This is a genomic window from Flexivirga sp. (assembly GCF_051955415.1).
Lineage (GTDB): Bacteria > Actinomycetota > Actinomycetes > Actinomycetales > Dermatophilaceae > Flexivirga.
In genome coordinates this window covers 1-19834 of the sequence record NZ_JBQCGS010000100.1, presented here as the reverse complement: position 1 = coordinate 19834, position 19834 = coordinate 1, and the positions used below count along the sequence as shown (strand labels likewise).

Sequence of the window (19834 nt, the reverse complement as noted above, 5' to 3'; positions counted from 1 at the left end):
AGGAGGCGCAGGCCGAGATCGCGCGCAGCCGCTCCGTCGTCGAGGCCCTCGCCGACGACCCGATCCCGCACTACGGCGTCTCCACCGGTTTCGGTGCGCTCGCCACCAAGCACATCCCGGCCCGTTCGCGCGCCCAGTTGCAGCGCTCGCTGGTGCGCTCGCATGCGGCCGGCTCGGGCCCCGAGGTGGAGCGCGAGGTCGTGCGCGCACTCATGCTGCTGCGTGCCAGCACCCTCGCCACCGGTCGCACCGGAGTGCGCCCCGAGGTGTTGCAGACGTACGTCGGGATGCTCAACGCCGGCATCACGCCGTGCGTCCGCGAATACGGCTCGCTCGGCTGCTCCGGCGACCTGGCTCCGCTGGCCCATTGTGCACTGGCGTTGATGGGCGAGGGCGAGGTCCGGGCCGCCGCCGGCCGGCCGCAGGCCGCGGCCGACCCCCTCCCCGCCGCCGGTCTGAACCCTGTCGAGCTGCGGGAGAAAGAAGGTCTCGCGCTGATCAACGGCACCGACGGCATGCTCGGCATGCTGTGCCTGGCGATCACCGACCTGACCGAACTGACCAAGGTCGCCGACATCACGGCCGCGATGTCGATCGAGGGGCTGCTCGGGACCGACGACGTCTTCGCTGCCGACCTGCACGAACTGCGTCCGCAGCGCGGCCAGGGAGACAGTGCCGCCAACCTGCGAGTCCTGTTGAAGGACAGCGAGATCCGTGAGAGTCATCGCGACCCGGCCGCGTGCACCCGCGTGCAGGACGCCTACTCGCTGCGCTGCTCGCCGCAGGTGGCCGGCGGTGCGCGGGACACGATCACCCACGCGACGAGTGTGGCGGGCGCCGAGCTCGCCGCCGCCGTCGACAACCCGGTGGTGACCAAGGACGGCCGGGTCGAGTCGAACGGCAACTTCCACGGCGCACCGATCGCCTACGTGCTCGACTTCCTGGCGATCGTGACGGCCGACCTGGCCAGCATCAGTGAACGACGCACCGACCGATTCCTCGACGTGGCGCGCAACAACGGGTTGCCGCCGTTCCTGGCCGACGACCCGGGCGTCGACTCCGGTCACATGATCGCCCAGTACACCCAGGCGGCCATCGTGTCCGAGCTGAAGCGGCTGGCGAACCCGGCGTCGGTCGACTCGATCCCGTCGAGCGCGATGCAGGAGGACCACGTGTCGATGGGTTGGTCCGCGGCACGCAAGCTGCGTCGTGCGGTCGACGGGCTGCGCCGGGTGCTGGCCATCGAGCTGCTCACCGCTGCGCGCGGCATCCGGTTGCGCGAGCCACTGCGCCCCGGGCCGGCGACGGCTGCGGTCATCGCCGCGCTGCCGGGGATCGGCGTCCCCGGACCGGACCGCTACCTCGCGCCTGAGATCGAGCAGGCCGTCGAGTTCGTCGCCACGGGCGACGCGCTGGCCGCGGCGGAGGGCATCACCGGGCCGTTGGCCTGACGCTGGTCTCGATACGGGCTCGGCTGGCGCCTCGCCCTACTCGACCGGCGTGGGTGGGTCGGCTGGCGCCTCGCCCTACTCGACCGGCGTGGGTGGGCCGGCTGGCGCCTCGCCCTCTCGACCGGCGCTATTCGGAATTGACTGAGAACGAAAGGATCTGACGATCATGGAAGGTGCACGACCCGTACGCGCCCCCCGCGGGACCAGCCTCACCGCCCAGTCCTGGGCGACCGAGGCACCGATGCGGATGCTGATGAACAACCTCGACCCCGAGGTGGCGGAGCACCCCGACGACCTGGTCGTGTATGGCGGCACCGGCCGCGCCGCGCGCGACTGGCGCTCCTTCGATGCGATGGTGCGCACCCTGGAGAAGCTGAAGGCCGACGAGACGATGCTCGTCCAGTCCGGCCGCCCGGTGGGCGTCATGCAGACCCACGAGTGGGCGCCACGGGTGCTCATCGCGAACTCGAATCTCGTGCCGGACTGGGCGAACTGGCCGGAATTCCGCCGGCTGGAACAGCTCGGCCTGACGATGTACGGCCAGATGACCGCCGGTTCCTGGATCTACATCGGCACCCAGGGCATCGTGCAGGGCACCTACGAGACCTTCGCCGCGGTCGCTGAGAAGCGCTTCGGCGGCACCCTCGCCGGCACGCTCACGCTGACCGGCGGTTGCGGTGGCATGGGTGGCGCACAGCCGCTGGCGGTCACGCTCAACCACGGCGCCTGCCTGATCGTCGACGTCGACGAGTCCCGGCTGCGTCGCCGGGTCGAGCACCGCTACCTCGACGAGGTCGCCGACAACCTGGACGACGCCATCGAGAAGGCCGTCTCGGCCAAGAACGAGCGTCGCGCCTGGTCGGTCGGCGTCGTCGGCAACGCCGCCGAGATCTACCCCGAGCTGCTGCGCCGCGGTGTGCCGATCGACATCGTCACCGACCAGACCAGCGCCCACGACCCACAGTCCTATCTGCCCGAAGGCATCTCGCCGGACGACTGGCACGACTACGCGGCCAAGAAGCCCGAGGAGTTCACCGACCGGGCTCGCGCCTCGATGGCCAAGCACGTGCAGGCGATGGTGGAGTTCCAGGACGGCGGCGCCGAGGTCTTCGACTACGGCAACTCGATCCGCGACGAGGCCCGCCTCGGCGGCTACGACCGGGCGTTCGAGTTCCCGGGCTTCGTGCCGGCATACATCCGCCCGCTGTTCTGCGAGGGCAAGGGCCCGTTCCGCTGGGCTGCCCTGTCCGGCGACCCGAAGGACATCTACGCGACCGACAAGGCCGTGATGGACCTCTTCCCCGACAACGACCGGCTGCAGAAGTGGATGCGCGGCGCGAAGGAGAAGATCGCCTTCCAGGGCCTGCCGGCGCGCATCTGCTGGCTGGGGTATGGCGAGCGTGACAAGGCCGGACTCGCCTTCAACGACCTGGTCGCCCGCGGCGAGGTCAGCGCGCCCATCGTCATCGGCCGCGACCACCTGGACTGCGGCTCAGTCGCCTCGCCATACCGCGAAACCGAGGCGATGGCAGACGGATCCGACGCGATCGCCGACTGGCCGCTGCTCAACGCGCTGGTCAACACCAGCTCGGGCGCGAGCTGGGTGTCGATCCACCACGGCGGCGGTGTCGGCATCGGCCGCTCCATCCACGCGGGTCAGGTCTCCCTGGCCGACGGCACCCCGCTCGCGGCCCAGAAACTGGCCCGGGTGCTGACCAACGACCCCGGCATGGGTGTCATCCGGCACGTCGATGCCGGCTACGAGCGCGCGGAGGACGTCGCCGCGGAGCGTGGTGTGCGCGTCCCGATGCGGGAGGACTGAGTCCGATGGCGGTCGGCGGTGCGAAGTGGGAGAAGCGCAGCATCGAGGTCGTGCCGGCGGGCGAACGGCACGGTTCGCCCCGTAACCAGTTCACGTTGTGGTTCGGCGCGAACATGCAGATCACTGCGGTCGTGGACGGTGCTCTGGCGGTCGTCTTCGGCGCCGATGCGCTGTGGGCCATCATCGGTCTGCTGATCGGCAACCTGCTCGGCGGTGCGGTGATGGCGCTGCACTCCGCGCAGGGCCCACACCTCGGGCTGCCGCAGATGATCAGCAGCCGTGCGCAGTTCGGCGTGCTCGGCGCGGCGCTGCCGCTGGTCCTCGTCGTGATCATGTATCTCGGCTTCGCGGCCACGGGCACGGTGCTGTCCGGGCAGGCGATCAACAAGATCCTGCACGTGGACGCCAAGGCGGTCGGGATCATCGTGTTCGGCCTCCTGACGTTCGTGGTGGCGGCGTTCGGCTACCGGTGGATCCACACCCTCGGCCGCATCGCGACCGTGCTGGGCATCCTGGGCTTCGCCTGGCTGACGTTCCGCGTCTTCCACGAGAACAGCGCCCACACGCTGCTGGGCAACACCCACTTCGACGGCGCGCCCTTCCTGCTGGCGATCGCGCTGGGCGCCGGCTGGCAGCTGACGTTCGGGCCCTATGTCGCGGACTACTCGCGCTACCTGCCGCGCACCACCACGATCGCCAGCACCTTCTGGGCGACGTTGGGCGGCAGCGTGATCGGGTCCATGTGGTCGATGTCGCTCGGTGCGCTGATCGCATCGGTCCCGAAGTCGACCTTCCTGGACAACCAGGTCGGCTACGTCGGCGAGTTGGCCGGTGGCGGTCTCATCGCGTTCGTGATCTACGTCGTGATCGTGGTCGGGAAGCTGACGGTCAACACCCTCAACGCGTATGGCGGCGCGATGACCCTACTCACCACGACCACCGGGTTCACCCGTCGCAAGCAGGTGCCGCCGTTGGTCCGGATCGCGTTCGTCTTCGGCTTCCTCATCGTCTCGGTGCTCATCGCATGGGTGGGATCCGCCGACTTCCTGGACAACTTCAAGAATTTCGTGTTGTTGCTGCTGACCGTCTTCATCCCGTGGAGCGCGATCAACCTGGTCGACTACTACCTGGTCTCCAAGGAGCAGGTCGACGTGCCGGGCCTGTATGACGAGAACGGCCGCTACGGCCGCTACAACGTCTGCGGCCTGGTGACCTATGTGATCGGTGTCGTCGTGCAGATCCCGTTCCTGTCGCAGAGCCTCTACACCGGGACGATCGCGAAATCCCTTGATGGCGCGGATGTTTCGTGGATCGTCGGCCTGGTGGTGACCGCACTGGTCTACTACCCGTGGGCACGCGCGACCAAGCGGTCCCCGGAGCGGACGATCCTGCCGGACGACCTGGAGGACAGACAAGAGGAGCTCGTATGAATGACAAGGGTCTCGATACGGGCTCGCCTAGCGGCTCGCCCTACTCGACCAGCTTGGGGTTCGATCGGATGTGGGCCGACCTCGACCCGATCGGTCGAGCATCCTCCGGTGGCTACCGCCGCTTCGCCTGGACCGCGGAGGACCACACGCTGCGCGAGTGGTTCGCCGGCGAGTGTGCGGCGCGGGGCCTGGACATGGTCGAGGACCGCATGGGCAACCAGTGGGCGTGGTGGGGAGACCCGGATCGTGACGGGCCCGGCGTGGTCGTCGGCTCGCACCTGGACTCGGTGCCCGACGGTGGCGCGTATGACGGGCCGCTCGGCGTGGTCTCCGGCCTTGCCGTGGTGGACGCGTTGCGAGACAACGGTTTCGTTCCCGCCCGACCGGTCGCCGTGGTCAACTTCGGTGACGAGGAAGGTGCTCGGTTCGGCGTGGCCTGCGCCGGTTCCCGGGTGATCACCGGCGCGATGACCGCCGAACGTGTCCTGGGCCTGACCAACGCCGACGGTGTCACCATGGCCGAGGCGCTGCGTCGTGCCGGCCGCGACCCCGACACGATCGGTGCCGACCCCGAGACGTTGCGCCGCGTCGGCCAGTTCGTCGAGTTGCACGTGGAACAGGGCCGCGCGCTGGCGGACCTGGACCAGGCCACGTCGGCGGTCGCCGTGGGCACCGACATCTGGCCGCACGGCCGCTGGCGGATCGATCTGCCCGGCACCGCCGACCATGCCGGTACGACGGCGTTGCCGGACCGGCAGGACGCGATGCTGTCCGCCGCGGAGGTGGTGCTCGCCGCACGCTCGGCGGCGGCGAGTAACGGCTGTGTGGCCACCACCGGCAAGATCGAGGTCGAGCCGGGTGGCGTGAACGCCATACCCTCCCATGTGCGCCTGTGGCTCGATGCCCGCGGAGCGGACCAGAACGCCGTGCGGGCAACGGTTTCCGCCGTCGCGGCGGCCGCCGCCCGGTGCGGCGGGACGCTGTCGGAGGAGTCGTGGACCGACACGACCCGCTTCGACGACGACCTGTCCGGCCGGCTGCGCGAGATCCTCGGCGCGCACACGCCGATGCTCGGCACCGGGGCGGGCCACGACGCCGGTGTGCTCGCGACCGCGGGCGTCTCCACCTCGATGCTGTTCGTGCGCAACCCGACCGGCGTGTCGCACTCGCCGGCGGAGTTCGCCGAGCGCGACGACTGCCTGCGCGGCGTCGAGGCACTGACGAAGGTGGTCCAGGAGCTGGCGTCATGAGCGAGTTCTGGGCCGAATACGCGCTGCTGCCAGACGGCTTGGCGCGGAATGTGCGGTTCCGAATCGAAGGCGATGTCTTCGACGCGATCGACGTCGGCCAGCCGCAGGGCGATGCGCAGCGGCTGCCCGGCGTCGTGCTGCCCGGCTTCGCCAACACCCACAGTCACGCGTTCCACCGAGCCCTGCGCGGCCGCACGCACACCGGCGGCGGCACGTTCTGGACCTGGCGGGAGGTCATGTATGGCGCCGCGCGCCGGCTCGACCCGGACAACTATCTCGCGCTGGCCCGAGCGACCTACGCCGAGCTGGCACTGGCCGGTGTGACCAGCGTCGGCGAATTCCACTATGTGCACCACACTCCCGACGGCACGCCGTACGACAACCCCAACGCGATGGGTGAGGCGCTCCAGCAGGCCGCCCGCGATGCCGGCGTCCGGCTCACGCTGCTCGACACCTGTTATCTGGCAGGCGGATTGACCGCCCAGGGGCACCAGCCGCTCGGTGCCGAGCAGCTCCGGTTCGGTGACGGGGACGTCTCACGCTGGGCCGAGCGGGTGTCGCAGATGTGGGGCGACGGGACGACGCGCATCGGCGCCGCAGTGCACTCGGTGCGGGCCGTGCCGGAGGCGGACCTGGCCGCGCTGGCCCACTACGCCCGGGCGGGGCTACAGGTGCCGGCGATCCACGCGCACGTGTCCGAACAGCCCGCGGAGAACGACGCGTGCCAGGCGTTCTACGGCCGCACCCCGGTCCGACTGCTCGCGGACGCCGGCCTGCTCGACCGGGACTTCAGCGCCGTGCACGCGACCCACCTCACCGGCGCCGACGTCGACACCCTCGGGCGCGCGCAGGCGACGGCCGCCTTCTGCCCGACGACCGAGCGCGACCTGGCGGACGGCATCGGCCCGGCCCGCGAACTGCTGGACGCCGGTGCGCGCCTCAGTCTCGGCTCGGACCAGCATGCGGTGATCGACCCGTTCGAGGAAGTTCGCGGCCTGGAGTCGCACGAGCGGCTGCGCACCCTGCACCGCGGCCGCATCGCCCAGGACGAGCTGTTGCGTGCCGCGACCGCACACGACACCATCGGCTGGTCGGACGCCGGCCGGCTGCAGGTCGGCGCCAAGGCGGATCTGGTGGCCGTGGACCTCGGCTCCCCGCGAACCGCAGGTGTGCCGGCGCAGTTCGTGCTCACCGCCGCGACTGCGGCGGACGTCACCGACGTGATCCGGGACGGCGAGCGGGTGGTCACGGACCGCCGGCACCGGCTCGGCGACGTCGGCAATCTGTTGACCCGGGCAATCGATCAGCTGTGGGAGAAGCAGACATGACGTCATACGCACTCGTCGGGATCGGGCAACTGGTCACCAACGACCCGACCCACGAGGACGGTGACGGGTCGCCGCTCGGCCTCATCGACCGCGCCGCCGTCGTCGTCGAGGGCGACCGGATCGTCTGGGCCGGCGCGGAGTCCGCAGTCCCGGACACCGACGCACGCCAGGACCTCGACGGTGCTGCGGTCATACCGTCGTTCGTCGACAGCCACAGCCACCTGGTCTTCGCCGGCGACCGGTCGGCGGAGTTCGCGGCCCGGATGACCGGTGAGCCGTACGACGGCGGCGGCATCGCCGTGTCGATGGCGGCGACCCGCGCCGCCGACGACGACCAGTTGCGCCGCCTGGTGGCCGCTCGTGTCGCCGAGATGCGCGCACAGGGCACCGGGGTGGTGGAGATCAAGAGCGGCTACGGGCTCGACGTCGCCAACGAGGCGCGGGCGCTGCGGATCGCGGGCGAATTCACCGAGGAGACGACGTTTTTGGGCGCGCACGTGGTGCCGCCGGAGTTCCGCGGCAGCGACTCCGCGCGGGCCGATTACGTCGACCTGGTCTGCGGCGAGATGCTCGCCGCGTGTGCGCCGCACGCTCGCTGGATCGACGTCTTCTGTGAGCCGCACAGCGCCTACGCGTTCACCGCTGAGGAGTCCGAGCGGGTCCTGCGGGCCGGGCTCGCCGCTGGTCTGCAGGCCCGGGTGCACGGCAACCAGCTGGGGCACGGACCCGGCGTGCAACTGGCCGTGCAAGTGGGCGCCGCCAGTGTCGACCACTGCACTTACCTGTCCGACGCGGACGTCGAGACTCTGGCTGGATCCTCAACGGTGGCAACCCTGTTGCCCGGGGTGGAGTTCTCGACCAGGTCGCCATACCCCGATGCACGCCGCCTGCTCGACGCCGGCGTCCAGGTGGCACTGGCCAGCGACTGCAACCCCGGCACCTGCTACTCCAGCTCCATCCCCTTCGCCATCGCCGTCGCCGTCCGCGACATGGGTATGACGCCCGCCGAGGCGCTGCACGCCGCAACCCGCGGTGCGGCGAAGTCGTTGCGCCGTCACGACATCGGCGTCATACGGGAGGGTGCCCGGGCGGACCTGACGGTGCTGGACGCGCCGTCCTACCTGCACCTGCCCTACCGCCCGGGTGTGCCGATCGCACACTCCTGGCTCCGGGAGCCGGTGACGGGCTGAGGCCGGCTCACAGCCAGTTGCGTCGCTTGAAGGCGACATACAGCGTGACCGACAGGCCGACGATCAGCGCGGTGCTCAGCCAGAAGCCCCAGTCCGTGCTGAACCCGGGGTTGGGGACGTTCTGGCCGTACCACCCGGTGATCAGCGTCGGCACCGCGATGATCGCCGCCCACGAGGTCAGCTTCTTCATGATGTTGTTGAGCGCGGCGTCGCCGAGCGCGAGGTTGGTGTCCTGCACCGACTCGACGGTGTCCCGCAACGACTCCGACCATTCCGCGGCCCGCATGGTGTGGTCGTAGAGGTCCTGGTAGTACGGCAGTAGCTCGTGCTGGTCGTCCTCGGTGGTCACCCGCCGCAGCAGGGTGGTGACGACCTCGCGCATCGGCAGCGCCACCCGGCGCATCCGGCTGATGCGCTTGTGCAGGTCGAACGCCTCACGGGCGATCGTCGGTCCGGCGTGGCGCTCGGCGAACAATCGGCTCTCCAGGGCGTCGACCCGGTCGTCGATGCGCGTCGTGGCATCGAAGTAGCCGTCGACGACGGTGTCCAGGATCGTGTGCAGCAGGGCCCTGGCACCCCAGCGCGTCAGCGCCGGCTCGTCGTTGAAGGCGTCCTCGACGTCGTCGACCGGGAAGTTGCCGCCCAGCCGCACGGTGACGACCGCACGGGGCAGCACGATGATCGACATCCGGTGCAGGTCACTATCCTGCGCGGCGTCGGTGACGGTGAAGCAGGTGATGAAGAAGTAGGAGTGGAAGCGGACCGCCTTGGGCCGCTCGTGCTGGGTGAGCGCGTCCTCCACCGTGTGTTCGTCGATGCCGATGGCGTCGGCGAGCTCGCGCAGGTCGTCCTGCTGCGGGTCCAGCAGGTCGATCCAGGTCAGGGTGTCGTCCTCGGTGAGCAGCCGCGGGACGTCGTGCAGCGTGATGTTGCTGGTGTCGATCCGGCCGGAGCGCCATACGCGGCTCCGACGCTCGCAGGTCATCCGCCGTGCTTGATGCTGTAGCTCACCTTGTCGCCGTCGACCTTGTCGACGACCGCGGTCACCTTCTGCTTCTTGCCGTCGAGGTCGACCGTGCACTCGACAGAGGCCTTCACCGTGGCCTTGAGGTTGTCGTCGCACGTGACGTCGCCTACCTTGGAGCCGGTGGCAGCCGCGCTGACCTTCTCCTTGATCTGCGACTCCAGATCGCTCTTCTTGACCACCCTGTCGCCACATCCGGCGAGCAGCCCGACGACTGCGACGCCTGCCGCGAGACCAGCCGCACCACGGCGGACAGAGTTCTTCATGGAGCCTCCAGCTGTCATGCGCATCACGGCTCCGAGCTTACGTGGTGCGTCCCGGCCGGGGCATCCCGCCGGCCCGGCGCCATACACGCGTCATACGGCTGTCGTGCCGGTGTCGTGCCGGCGTCATACGTCGCCGAGCAGCTGCAGCGGCCGCTCCACCGCGTCGGCCACGAAGCGCAGGAAGCCGCCGGCCACGCCGCCGTCACAGACCCGGTGGTCGAAGGTCAGGCCCAGCTGGGTGACCTTGCGGACCGCGAGTTGCCCGTCGACCACCCAGGGCCGGTCGATGATCCGCCCGACCCCGAGCATGGCGGCTTCCGGGTGGTTGATGATCGGCGTGCTGCCGTCGACCCCGAAGACGCCGTAGTTGTTCAACGTGAACGTGCCGCCGGTGAGGTCGGCCGGCGCGAGGGTGCCGGCGCGGGCCGCGTCGACCAGTTGCACCATCCGCTCGGCCAGCTGCCGGGTGGTCATCCGGTCGGCGTCGTGCACGACCGGGACGACCAGGCCGCGCGGCGAGTCGGCCGCGAAGCCCAGGTGTATGGCGCCGTGCCGCACGATCTCCTGCCGGTCGGTGTCGACCGAGGAGTTCAGCTCCGGATGCCGGCGCAGGCCCGCGACGCAGATCCGGCCGAGCAGCGCGAGCAGTCCGCCTCGCTCCAGGCCGATGGCCCGGCGTGCCTCGACCAGTCCGGTGGCGTCGGCGTCCACCCACGTGGTGGCATCGGGGATCTCGCGGCGCGACGTGGTCAGTTTGTCGGCGACGGCGCGGCGGAGGCCGGTCAGCGGAACACGTTCGTCGCGCCGGTCGAGTGCCCGGGGGAGCGCAGCGGAGGAGGGTGTATCGAGACCTGGCACTCGATCGGCATCAACTGCCGCCTCGACGTCGGTGCGCCGGATGACGCCGTCCGGGCCGGGGGTGATCGAGCGCAGGTCCAGGCCGTACTCGGCGGCGAGCTTGCGCACGATCGGTGAGATGACCTTCGGCGCGACCAGACTGACGGTCTGTTGCACGGCTGACGGCGGTATGACGCCGTCACTCGTGCCGGACGCCGTCAGTGTCGACGAGTCGCGCGCGGATCGTCTGCGGAGTCGAGCGGCGCGCCGGCCGGACGAACCGGAGGCCCCGGTGTCGGTGGTGCCGTAGCCGACCAGCACCGCGCCGGAGCCGTCGGCCCCGTTGTCGTGATCGCCGCTCGGCGCCGGGGCAGCCCCGGTCGCAGCGTCCGACGTGACTGTCAGCAATGCGGATCCGACGGCGATCGTCTCGCCCTCGGCGCCGTGCCGGGTGTGCACCCGGCCGGCATACGGGCAGGGCACCTCGACGGTCGCCTTGGCGGTCTCGACGACCACGACGTGCTGGTCGATGGTCACTTCGTCACCGTCGGCGACGAGCCACTCCACCAGGTCGGCCTCGGTCAGGCCCTCGCCCAGGTCGGGCAGGTTGAAGGTCTGCTCAGCCATGCGCGCCCACCCCTGCGTAGGTGAGGTCGGGCTGGTCGTCCCACTGCAGCCGGGAGATGGCGTCCAGGATGCGTTCCACGCCGGGCAGATAGGTCTTCTCCAGCATCGGCGCCGGGTATGGCGTGGGCAGCCCGCTGACCCGGGCGACCGGCGCGTGCAGCGAGTGGAAGCACCGCTCGGTGACCCGGGCGGCGACCTCGCCGGAGACGCCGGCGAAACCCTGTGCCTCGGCGACCACCACGCAACGTCCGGTACGCCGCACCGACTGCACGACGGTCTCGTCGTCGAAGGGCACGATGGTGCGCAGGTCGATCACCTCGACACTCCAGCCCTCCTCGGCGGCGGCTTCGGCGGCCTTGAGCGCCGTCGGCACGGACGGGCCGTAGGTGACGATCGTGACGTCGTCGCCGTCGCGGCGCACCTTCGCCTTGCCGAAAGCCGGCCGTTTGCACGGAAGTTCGATGTCCTGCTTGGACCAGTAGAGCGCCTTGGGCTCCATGAAGATCACCGGGTCCGGATCATCGATCGCTTCGCGCAGCAGGCTGTAGGCGTCCGCCGCGTCGGACGGCGTGACGACCTTCAGGCCCGGTGTGTGCGCGTAGTAGCCCTCGCTGGAGTCGCAGTGGTGCTCGACACCGCCGATGCCGCCGGCATACGGCACGCGGATGACCATCGGCAGCCCGACCGCACCCGAGGTGCGGTTGCGCATCTTGGCCACGTGCGAGGTGATCTGCTCGAACGCGGGGTAGGCGAACGCGTCGAACTGCATCTCGACCACCGGACGAAAACCGGTGAGACACATGCCGATCGCGAAGCCGACGATGCCGGCCTCGGCCAGCGGCGTGTCGAAGCAGCGTTCCTCGCCGAACTCCTGGGCCAGTCCGTCGGTGATCCGGAAGACGCCGCCGAGCGTGCCGACATCCTCACCGAACACCATGACGTCGTCGTCGGCGGTGAGTGCATCGCGCAGTGCAGTGTTGAGGGCACCGCCCATGGTGATTGTCATCAGTTGGCCTCCGCCTCGATCTCCGCCGCGACCATCGCGCGGGCTTCGTCCAGTTGCGGTGTGGAACCGGCGAACACGTTGTCGAACAAGGAGATCGGGTCGACCGACGGGTCGGCGTTCATCCGTTCGCGCAGCTCCGCGGCCTTGGCCTCCGCCTCGGCGTTGGTCGCGGCCACCATGTCGTCGTTGAGCTCGCCGCGCGCGCGCAGCCAGGCCTCGACGCGGGCAATCGGGTCGCGGTCCAGCCATGCGGTCACCTCGTCCGAGGAGCGGTAGCGGGTGGCGTCGTCGGCGTTGGTGTGCGCGTCCATCCGGTAGGTGTGCGCCTCGATGAGGAACGGGCCCTTGCCGCTGCGGCAGTGCTCGAGGGCGACGTCCATCACGGCCAGCACGGCGGCCGGGTCGTTGCCGTCGACCTGTTCGGCGGGGACGCCGTACCCGATCCCCTTGTAAGCCAAGGACGGTGCCTTGGTCTGCTTGGAGAGCGGGACGCTGATCGCGTACTTGTTGTTCTGGACGAAGAAGATCACCGGCGCCTCGAAGACCGCGGCGAAGTTGAGGGCCTCGTGGAAGTCGCCCTCGCTGGTCGCTCCGTCGCCGATGAAGGCGAGCGCGACGTGATCGGTGCCGCGTCGCTTCTCCCCGTATGCCGCGCCCGCGGCGTGGATCAGTTGCGTCGACAACGGTGTGCACTGTGCCGCGGTCTTGGTCGCGATCGGGTCGTAGCCGCAGTGACTGTCGCCGCGCAGCAAGGAGAGCACCTCGACCGGGTCGATGCCGCGGGTGACCAGCGCCATCGATTCGCGGTAGGTCGGGAAGAGCCAGTCGTCGCCGGTGACCGACATCGTGGCGCCGACCTGGCAGGCCTCCTGGCCGCGGGAACTGGGGTAGACCGCGAGCCGACCCTGCTTGGTCAGCGCCGTGGCCTGCACGTCGAAGCGACGCCCGACGACCATCGCGTGCCAGATGGCGCGCAGCCGTCCGGCGCTCGGCATCGGATAGTCCCGGCGGGCGCCGGCCTGCTCGACCTCGGCGCCGGTCGGATCGATCAGCTGGACCGGGTTGGGCGACGGCAACAGCGCAGCCGTCATCGTCTCGGCTGTGGTCTCCATCACACCAGTGTCTCGCGTGCCGGGCATATTGCCGGTGATGCCCGCTCGTCACGAGACGGCTGGCGCCATACTTGCTGTATGGCGAAACAAACGTCCAGCAAACCCGGCCGGTCAGCGGGTGCGACCGGACGGTCGGCGGAGCACCGGGTGCTCGACGACGTCGATCTGCAGATCGTCGGCGCCCTCGAACGCGATGCGCGGCTGTCGGTGCGCGCACTGGCCGAGCGCCTGCACCTGTCCCGTGCGGCGACCTACGCACGCCTGCAGCGGCTGCTTGACGACGGTGTGATCGACGGTTTCTCCGCACGGGTGGTGCCGCACCTCGTCGGGCTGCAGACCACGGCATACGTCGCCCTGCAGATCGAGCAGAACACCTGGCGCTCGGTGTCGGCCGCTCTCGCGGAGCTGGACTACATCGAGTCGATCTCGCTGCTCGGCTCCGAATTCGACGTGCTGGCGCTGGTGCACGCTCCCGACAACCAGGCGTTGCGCGCGCTGGTGCTGGAGCGGATCCAGGCGATCCCCGGCGTCATCGGCACGCGGACCTGGTTGTCGTTCGAGGAGATCCGCGGAGCAGGGGCCCCTGGGAGAGGTGAGGGGCGACGGACCGAGCTCGGTCTCGATACACGGCCTCGTACCTCGGCCGCACTCGACCAGCGCTAGCGCAGGAGGTCGCCGCGGCCGAACATCTCGGCGGTGGCGGCGGCGGACGGTGAGCCGGCATCGACGTCGGCGCCGGCCTCCAGCAGCAGCCAGACGATGGTGTCCTCACCCTTGAACACCGCTCCGGCCAGCGGTGACTGGCCGCGGTGATTGAGCCGGTTGACGTCGGCGCCGCGCTCGAGCAGCGCGGACACCACGGCGGGCTGACCGTGGTAGGCCGCCAGCATCAGCAGTGTGTTGCCGCTGGGGTCGGCCAGATCGACCGGCATGCCGTCGTCCAGCCGGGCGAGCAGGGCCTTGGTGTCGCCGCTGCGCACGAGGTCCGCGCAGGCGGCGGCATACGGTGCGGGTGCCTCCGGATTCGCGTCGCTCATAAGGCGACCCTAACTCACTGGAGGCGTGCGCATCAGCCGGCGAAAGCCGAGGCTGCCGGGGGCGTCAGGCGTGCTCGGCCTTCGCCTCGGCCTTCTTCTGGGTGGCGGCCTTCTCCCGGGCCTTGAGGACCGGCGGAGGAAGGTGGCCCGCGGACTTGGTGTAGTAGTCGGACGCCTTGCGCTGGGCGTAGGCGCGGAATCCGCCGGCGATCGCCGAGGAGAGGATGGCGAACACCGCGACCTGTGTCGCGGAGTAGTCGGGGTCGTGCTTGTCCACCGGTGGTTTGCCGCCGGTGGCGGTCTTCCAGGTGGTCGCGGTGACCTTCCGCGCGGCCACGCCCGCGGCGATGCCGGACACCTTGACGAGCACCTTGTATGCCATCCCAGCCATGACCTGTCACTCTCCGTTCCGTGTGCCGGCGCGGTCGTCCGGCGCCGCGCGATTGTCCACCACGAGCCTGCCACATCCGCTCCCTGCGGCGACACGACGTCGATCCCGGCGGGTGCGACACGCTCGCTGACCGACTGTCCGGTCGGGGTTGCGCGGAGTCGCCGTCGCGCCAGGGAATGTTTGTTTACTATGTGCCCAATGGTCGTTTCCGGGGAGAACAACGCCCCCTCGTCGTTCTCCGCCCGCGTGTCCTGGGACACGGTCCGTTGGGGGATCCTTGGCCTGTATGCCGCCGTGCTCGCCGTCTTCTGTGCGACCCGTGGGGTGCCGATGGACCGCGTCGGGCTCACCTTGTGGTTCGTCGCCGGACTGAGCGCCGTGTGCGTCGGACGGGGGTGGCGCACCTGGGGCCGGATGATGCTGGACTGGTTGCCGTTCCAGGGAATCCTGCTCGCCTACGACTACAGCTACGGGGCGGCCTCGCACTTCTCCGGCGGGCTGATCGCCGGTTTCCCGGAGGAGGGCGCGCACAACCGCATCGGTATGCCGTTGCACGTCACCTTCCCGATCCGTGTCGACGAGTGGCTGTTCGGCGGTCACCTGCCCAGCCAGTGGATCCAGCAGCACCTCGCGGGTGCGGTGCAGCACGCGCCGTGGTGGTCGGTCTTCGTCACCCTCTGCTACTGCAGCCATTTCATGGTCTCGCCGATCATCGCCGCAGTGCTGTGGGTCCGGTCGCGGGAGCGCTTCCGCGCCTGGGCGGCGCTGCTGGTGGCGCTCGCGGTGGCCGGCATCGCGACCTACTTCCTCTTCCCGATGAGCCCGCCGTGGCTGGCGTCCCAGCAGGGCTACCTGCCGGGGTCGGCGGTGCTGCGCATCTCCGGGCAGGGCTGGGCGTGGTTGGACTTCCACGGCGCCGTGGAGGTGCTCGGCGACGCGCAGGACCGCTCCAACCCGGTCGCCGCGATGCCGTCGCTGCACATGGCGACGGCGACCCTGGTCGTCGGCTTCTTCTGGTTCAGCGTCCGTCGCTGGGTGCGGCCGCTGCTGCTGCTCTATCCGGCGTTGATGGCGTTCACCCTGGTCTACTCCGGCGAGCACTACGTCACCGACGAGATCGCCGGGGTCCTCTACGCGTTGGTGCTGTTGGCGGCCTGGCGCGTGTTGCACCGCCGGCCGTTGCACCTGCCACGGGGGCTCGGCGGACCGGGAGTGTTAGCGAGTTGGAAAGTGCCGCACCGTCAGGCACTGCTCGACACGACCGACCGGCCCGTGGACGTCGTTCAGCACTGACGAAGTGAGGCCGAGCCCGTTCGGCCCGAAACTCACGCTGGTGTCGAGGCCGACGAAGGACGGGTCCGGTTCACGCAGGAAGTGCAGCGTCAGGTCGACGTTCGGGAACATCAGCTCGGTCGGCCGCACCCGCGTCGCGATCCCATTGGCCGTGTCCACCAGCATCGTGTATGCCGCGATCGGCGCCGCGTGCATACCTTCGATGAGGTTGCAGTTGCTGCGGATCCACACCTGGCGACGGCCTTCCCGGCCGCCGGGCACAGCGCGTAGCTGCAGCGAACGGATGTAGCCGCCCGGCCACTCGTCGCTGCCGTCGAGGACCTCCGCACCGGCCGAGGCATCCTCCGGGTGCGGCATTGCGGGCAGCTCGTTGCCGGCCACGTCGGACATGTCGGAGACGGCCAGCCGCCAGGCGCGGGCGCGGATGATGGTGCGGCCGCCGATGGTCAGCGTCGCCTCGAGCAGCTCGATGGTGCGGCCGGGACGGATCGTCTCGACGTGGATCGTGCTCTCCTGCAACGGAATCATGCCGAGGATGTCGAAGCAGATCCGACCGAGTTGCATGTCGTCGCGTCGCTCGTGCATGGCCAGCTCGTGAGCGATCAGACCGCTGATCGGCGCCATGTGCTGCTCGGTCTCCTGCCAGGCGCCCTGCACGTGGATCGTCGGCTGATAGACGCCCGGCCGGACGGGGACGTAGTAGGAGTTCGGGGCGGTGGCGGCGTCATACAGGTCGGTCACGGGACAGCAGCGTAAGCGAGGGGTTCAGTCGGCTGCGGACTGCACCGAGAGGCCCAGTGCGTCGACCAGTGCCGGCAGGCCGGACTCCCAGCCGGCCGACACGTTGCGCACCTTCCAGGAGTCGCCGCGCCGATAGATGCGGGCCAGCACGGCGGCGCGCTCCCGGACCAGCTGCGCCGGCAGCTGGAACTCCTCGCGCTGGTCGCCGCCCTCGGCATACAAGGTGGTGCGCAGGCCGGGCAGGTCGCCGAGGACGGCCGGTGCGTCGACCGCCATACCGAGGACGACGGCGTGTACGTCGGGCCCGAGCGCCGAGGCGTCCAGGTGGATGCGCCCCGAATCGGCCAGCCGGAGGGCGCCGTCGGACGAGGTGCGGTTGTTGAAGAACACCAGACTCTCGTCGCCCAGGGCACGGTCGTCGGCGCCGAGCTCGCAGGCGATGAGGTCGACACTGCCGGCACCGGTGGCGTCCACGCGCAGCGTCAACCGGGTGCCGGACAGCGGGGCGTTCTGCCCGCGGGAAAGGGTGAAGACCGCCTGGCGCGGCGCTGCCCCGGTGAGGGTGCGGGGGACGGGTGTGGTGGCCGACGCTTCCGGCAGATGCGCGACGCGGACCGGTGTCACCCGCCGGGTCGTCGCCGGAGCGGCCCCGACCGCGGCCTGCAACCGCTCGGCCAGCTCGACCGCGCCGTGCGGGCGGTGGTCCGGGTCCTTCGCCAGCGTCGCGTGTATGACGTCACGCAGCGGCTCCGACACGGAGTCGGGCAAGGACGGGACGGGCTGCTGCACGTGCGCCAGGGCGAACCCGACCGCGGTGTCGGCGTGGAACGGCAGGTGCCCGGTGAGCAACTGGAACCCCACCACTGCGAGCGAGTAGAGATCGGACTGGGCCGTCGCCTCCCGCCCCAACGCAGCCTCCGGCGCGAGGTACTGCGGGGTGCCCATCACCTCGCCGGCGCGTGTCATGGAGGAGGCGTCGAGCGCTCGCGCGATGCCGAAGTCGGTCAGTTTGGCGACGAGTTCGTCGTCGACGACGATGTTCGCCGGCTTCACGTCGCGGTGCACGATGCCCTTGGTGTGTGCAGCGTGCAGCGCGTTGGCCGCCTGCACCAGCAGGTGCACCGCATCGACCTCGGGCAATGGTGCGCGCTCGGCGATCAGTGCCGACAACGGTTCTCCGTCGACCAGCTCCATGACCAGGAACGCGGTGCCGCCGTCCTCGCCGTAGTCGTGGACCTGGGCGATGTTGCCGTGGCTGAGCTGCGCGGCGTTGCGCGCCTCGGTGCGGAAGCGCGCGACGAATTCCGGGTCGTCGGTCAGGTTGGTGCGCAGCAGCTTGATGGCCACCCGCCGCGCCAGCACGGAGTCGGTGCCGCGCCATACCTCCCCCATGCCGCCGCCGGCGATGCGCGAGGACAGCACGTAGCGGCCGCCGACCTCGGTGCCATCGGTGCGGTGCATCCCTCGAGCCCTCCGTTAACCCTGCCCAACCCCACCATGCCTGTGGTGTGCAGCGTAACGACGTCCGGCAGGTGTGCACGCGTTCCCTCGGGCAGCCGGACCGGCATACATTGAGGGGCGAAACTTCGATGCTCTTGCGAGGAGAACAGTGAGCAGCCTGCGCGGCATGTTCGCCGACACCAGGCCGTTGCAGGTGCCCGCCTTCCGGCGGCTCTGGAGCGCCAACATCATCACCGTCATCGGGGCCCAGCTGACCGTCGTCGCGGTGCCGGCCCAGATCTACGCCGAGACGCACAGTTCGGCATACGTCGGGCTGACCGGTGTCTTCGGACTGGTGCCGCTCGTCATCTTCGGGCTGTACGGCGGGGCGCTCGCCGACGTGATGGACCGGCGGCGGCTGTTGATGATCTCGACCGTCGGCCTGATCGGCTGCAGCGCGCTCTTCTGGGCGCAGGCGGCCAGCAAGGTCGACAACGTGTGGGTGATCCTCACGCTCTTCGCGGTGCAGCAGGCGTTCTTCGCCGTCAACCAGCCGACCCGGTCGGCGATCCTGCCGCGGCTGATCCCGCTGGACCAGCTGCCGGCGGGCAACTCGCTGAATATGACGGTGATGCAGTTCGGCGCGATCGCGGGACCGTTGGTCGGTGGTGCGCTGATCCCGGTGCTGGGGTTCCAGTACCTCTACCTGACCGACACCATCTGTCTGTTCGTGACGCTGTGGGCGGTCATCACCCTCCCGGCGATGCCACCGACGCACGACGGGACGTCGAAGGCCGGGTTGCGTTCCGTCATCGACGGATTCGTCTATCTGCGCGGGCACAAGGTGCTGCTGATGTCGTTCCTGGTCGACATCATCGCGATGGTCTTCGGTATGCCGCGTGCCCTCTTCCCGCAGGTCGCGCACGAGAGCTTCGGCGGTCCCACCGACGGAGGGCTGGCCTTCGCGCTGCTGTTCGCGGCCATCCCGGCGGGTGCGGTGGTCGGCGGCATCTTCTCGGGGTGGGTGTCGCGCGTGGAGCGGCAGGGTGTTGCCGTGGTCGGCGCCATCGTGGTGTGGGGCGCCGCCATGGTGGTCTTCGGCATCGGGGTCGGGCTCGCCGACGGCCGGGCCGACGTCTTCCTGGTGCTCGCGCTCGCCGGCCTGGTGGTCGGCGGCGCAGCCGACATGGCGTCGGCGGCGTTCCGGTCCACCATGTTGCAGGAGTCGGCCGCCGACGATGTGCGCGGCCGGTTGCAGGGCGTGTTCACGGTGGTCGTCGCCGGCGGTCCACGGGTGGCCGACGTCGTGCACGGCGGTGCGGCTGCGGTCGTGGGCACATCGGTCGCCGCCACGGGCGGCGGCGTGCTGGTGGTCGTGTTGGTGCTGGTGGCGGCGGCCGCCATACCGGTGTTCGTCCGCTATCGCGTGGTGCGCGACGCGGGGATGAGCACCGCCACGAGCGCATCCGCGCCCTGACCTACCCTGACACACCCCGTCCCCCATCACCGAGCGGACACCAAACCACCCACAGGAGCCCCAAAAACCCCCCCAAACCCGGGGGGTTTGTGGGAAAGGCGGGGGGGGAGGG

18 protein-coding genes are annotated in these 19834 nt (G+C 70.0%); 9 read left to right on the top strand and 9 right to left on the bottom strand.

All coding sequences use genetic code 11. From position 1 onward, the window contains the following. From hutH to hutI, 6 genes are all read left to right on the top strand, one after another. A partial coding sequence (gene hutH, locus ACTHL4_RS16045) for a histidine ammonia-lyase (RefSeq protein WP_440283765.1) occupies positions 1-1451 on the top strand: 1451 nt, incomplete at its 5' end. Between the two features lie 166 nt (positions 1452-1617). Further along, a complete protein-coding gene (gene hutU / locus ACTHL4_RS16040; protein ID WP_440283764.1) occupies positions 1618-3273 on the top strand; it encodes a urocanate hydratase in 1656 nt (551 codons plus the stop codon). A 5-nt stretch (positions 3274-3278) separates the two neighbouring features. Then, complete coding sequence (locus ACTHL4_RS16035; RefSeq protein ID WP_440283763.1) at positions 3279-4703, top strand: purine-cytosine permease family protein; 1425 nt, start codon at positions 3279-3281, stop codon at positions 4701-4703. A 68-nt stretch (positions 4704-4771) separates the two neighbouring features. Continuing rightward, positions 4772-5953, top strand: coding sequence for an allantoate amidohydrolase (locus ACTHL4_RS16030; RefSeq protein WP_440283766.1), 1182 nt, complete (start codon positions 4772-4774; stop codon positions 5951-5953). After that, on the top strand, positions 5950-7281 hold the full coding sequence (locus ACTHL4_RS16025; RefSeq protein WP_440283762.1) for a formimidoylglutamate deiminase: 1332 nt from the start codon (positions 5950-5952) through the stop codon (positions 7279-7281). Before ACTHL4_RS16030 ends, ACTHL4_RS16025 begins: the two co-directional genes overlap by 4 nt. Continuing rightward, positions 7278-8471: an imidazolonepropionase gene (hutI, locus tag ACTHL4_RS16020; RefSeq protein ID WP_440283761.1), complete on the top strand. Its 1194-nt coding sequence runs from the start codon at positions 7278-7280 to the stop codon at positions 8469-8471. Before ACTHL4_RS16025 ends, hutI begins: the two co-directional genes overlap by 4 nt. Before the next feature lie 7 nt (positions 8472-8478). On the opposite strand, the gene ACTHL4_RS16015 is transcribed toward hutI, so the two are convergent. From ACTHL4_RS16015 to ACTHL4_RS15995, 5 genes are all read right to left on the bottom strand, one after another. Then, entirely contained in the window at positions 8479-9456 is a 978-nt protein-coding gene (locus ACTHL4_RS16015; protein WP_440283760.1) for a magnesium transporter CorA family protein, read from the bottom strand. Further along, positions 9453-9761: a DUF4333 domain-containing protein gene (locus ACTHL4_RS16010; protein WP_440283759.1), complete on the bottom strand. Its 309-nt coding sequence runs from the start codon at positions 9759-9761 to the stop codon at positions 9453-9455. The genes ACTHL4_RS16015 and ACTHL4_RS16010 overlap by 4 nt, the downstream gene beginning before the upstream one ends. Before the next feature lie 123 nt (positions 9762-9884). Next, positions 9885-11225 (bottom strand): dihydrolipoamide acetyltransferase family protein, encoded by a 1341-nt coding sequence (locus ACTHL4_RS16005; RefSeq protein WP_440283758.1) that lies wholly within the window; start codon positions 11223-11225, stop codon positions 9885-9887. Continuing rightward, complete coding sequence (locus ACTHL4_RS16000) at positions 11218-12231, bottom strand: alpha-ketoacid dehydrogenase subunit beta (RefSeq protein ID WP_440283757.1); 1014 nt, start codon at positions 12229-12231, stop codon at positions 11218-11220. Before ACTHL4_RS16000 ends, ACTHL4_RS16005 begins: the two co-directional genes overlap by 8 nt. After that, the gene (locus tag ACTHL4_RS15995; protein ID WP_440283756.1) at positions 12231-13343 is read right to left on the bottom strand and encodes a thiamine pyrophosphate-dependent dehydrogenase E1 component subunit alpha; all 1113 of its coding nucleotides are present in this window, start codon (positions 13341-13343) and stop codon (positions 12231-12233) included. The genes ACTHL4_RS16000 and ACTHL4_RS15995 overlap by 1 nt, the downstream gene beginning before the upstream one ends. A gap of 78 nt (positions 13344-13421) precedes the next feature. Between ACTHL4_RS15995 and ACTHL4_RS15990 the strand changes: the two genes are divergently transcribed. After that, positions 13422-14006: an Lrp/AsnC family transcriptional regulator gene (locus ACTHL4_RS15990; protein WP_440283755.1), complete on the top strand. Its 585-nt coding sequence runs from the start codon at positions 13422-13424 to the stop codon at positions 14004-14006. On the opposite strand, the gene ACTHL4_RS15985 is transcribed toward ACTHL4_RS15990, so the two are convergent. Then, positions 14003-14380, bottom strand: a complete 378-nt coding sequence (locus ACTHL4_RS15985) for an ankyrin repeat domain-containing protein (RefSeq protein ID WP_440283754.1) — start codon at positions 14378-14380, stop codon at positions 14003-14005. The genes ACTHL4_RS15990 and ACTHL4_RS15985 overlap by 4 nt on opposite strands. A gap of 64 nt (positions 14381-14444) precedes the next feature. Continuing rightward, a complete protein-coding gene (locus tag ACTHL4_RS15980; protein ID WP_440283753.1) occupies positions 14445-14771 on the bottom strand; it encodes a DUF4235 domain-containing protein in 327 nt (108 codons plus the stop codon). 198 nt (positions 14772-14969) lie between these two features. On the opposite strand from ACTHL4_RS15980, the gene ACTHL4_RS15975 reads away from it, so the two are divergent. Beyond that, the gene (locus tag ACTHL4_RS15975) at positions 14970-16064 is read left to right on the top strand and encodes a phosphatase PAP2 family protein (RefSeq protein ID WP_440283752.1); all 1095 of its coding nucleotides are present in this window, start codon (positions 14970-14972) and stop codon (positions 16062-16064) included. On the opposite strand, the gene ACTHL4_RS15970 is transcribed toward ACTHL4_RS15975, so the two are convergent. Further along, on the bottom strand, positions 15987-16805 hold the full coding sequence (locus ACTHL4_RS15970; RefSeq protein ID WP_440283751.1) for a thioesterase family protein: 819 nt from the start codon (positions 16803-16805) through the stop codon (positions 15987-15989). The genes ACTHL4_RS15975 and ACTHL4_RS15970 overlap by 78 nt on opposite strands. Before the next feature lie 24 nt (positions 16806-16829). Then, positions 16830-18266, bottom strand: a complete 1437-nt coding sequence (locus ACTHL4_RS15965) for a protein kinase domain-containing protein (RefSeq protein WP_440283750.1) — start codon at positions 18264-18266, stop codon at positions 16830-16832. A gap of 148 nt (positions 18267-18414) precedes the next feature. On the opposite strand from ACTHL4_RS15965, the gene ACTHL4_RS15960 reads away from it, so the two are divergent. After that, on the top strand, positions 18415-19722 hold the full coding sequence (locus ACTHL4_RS15960; RefSeq protein WP_440283749.1) for an MFS transporter: 1308 nt from the start codon (positions 18415-18417) through the stop codon (positions 19720-19722). Positions 19723-19834: the final 112 nt, after the last annotated feature.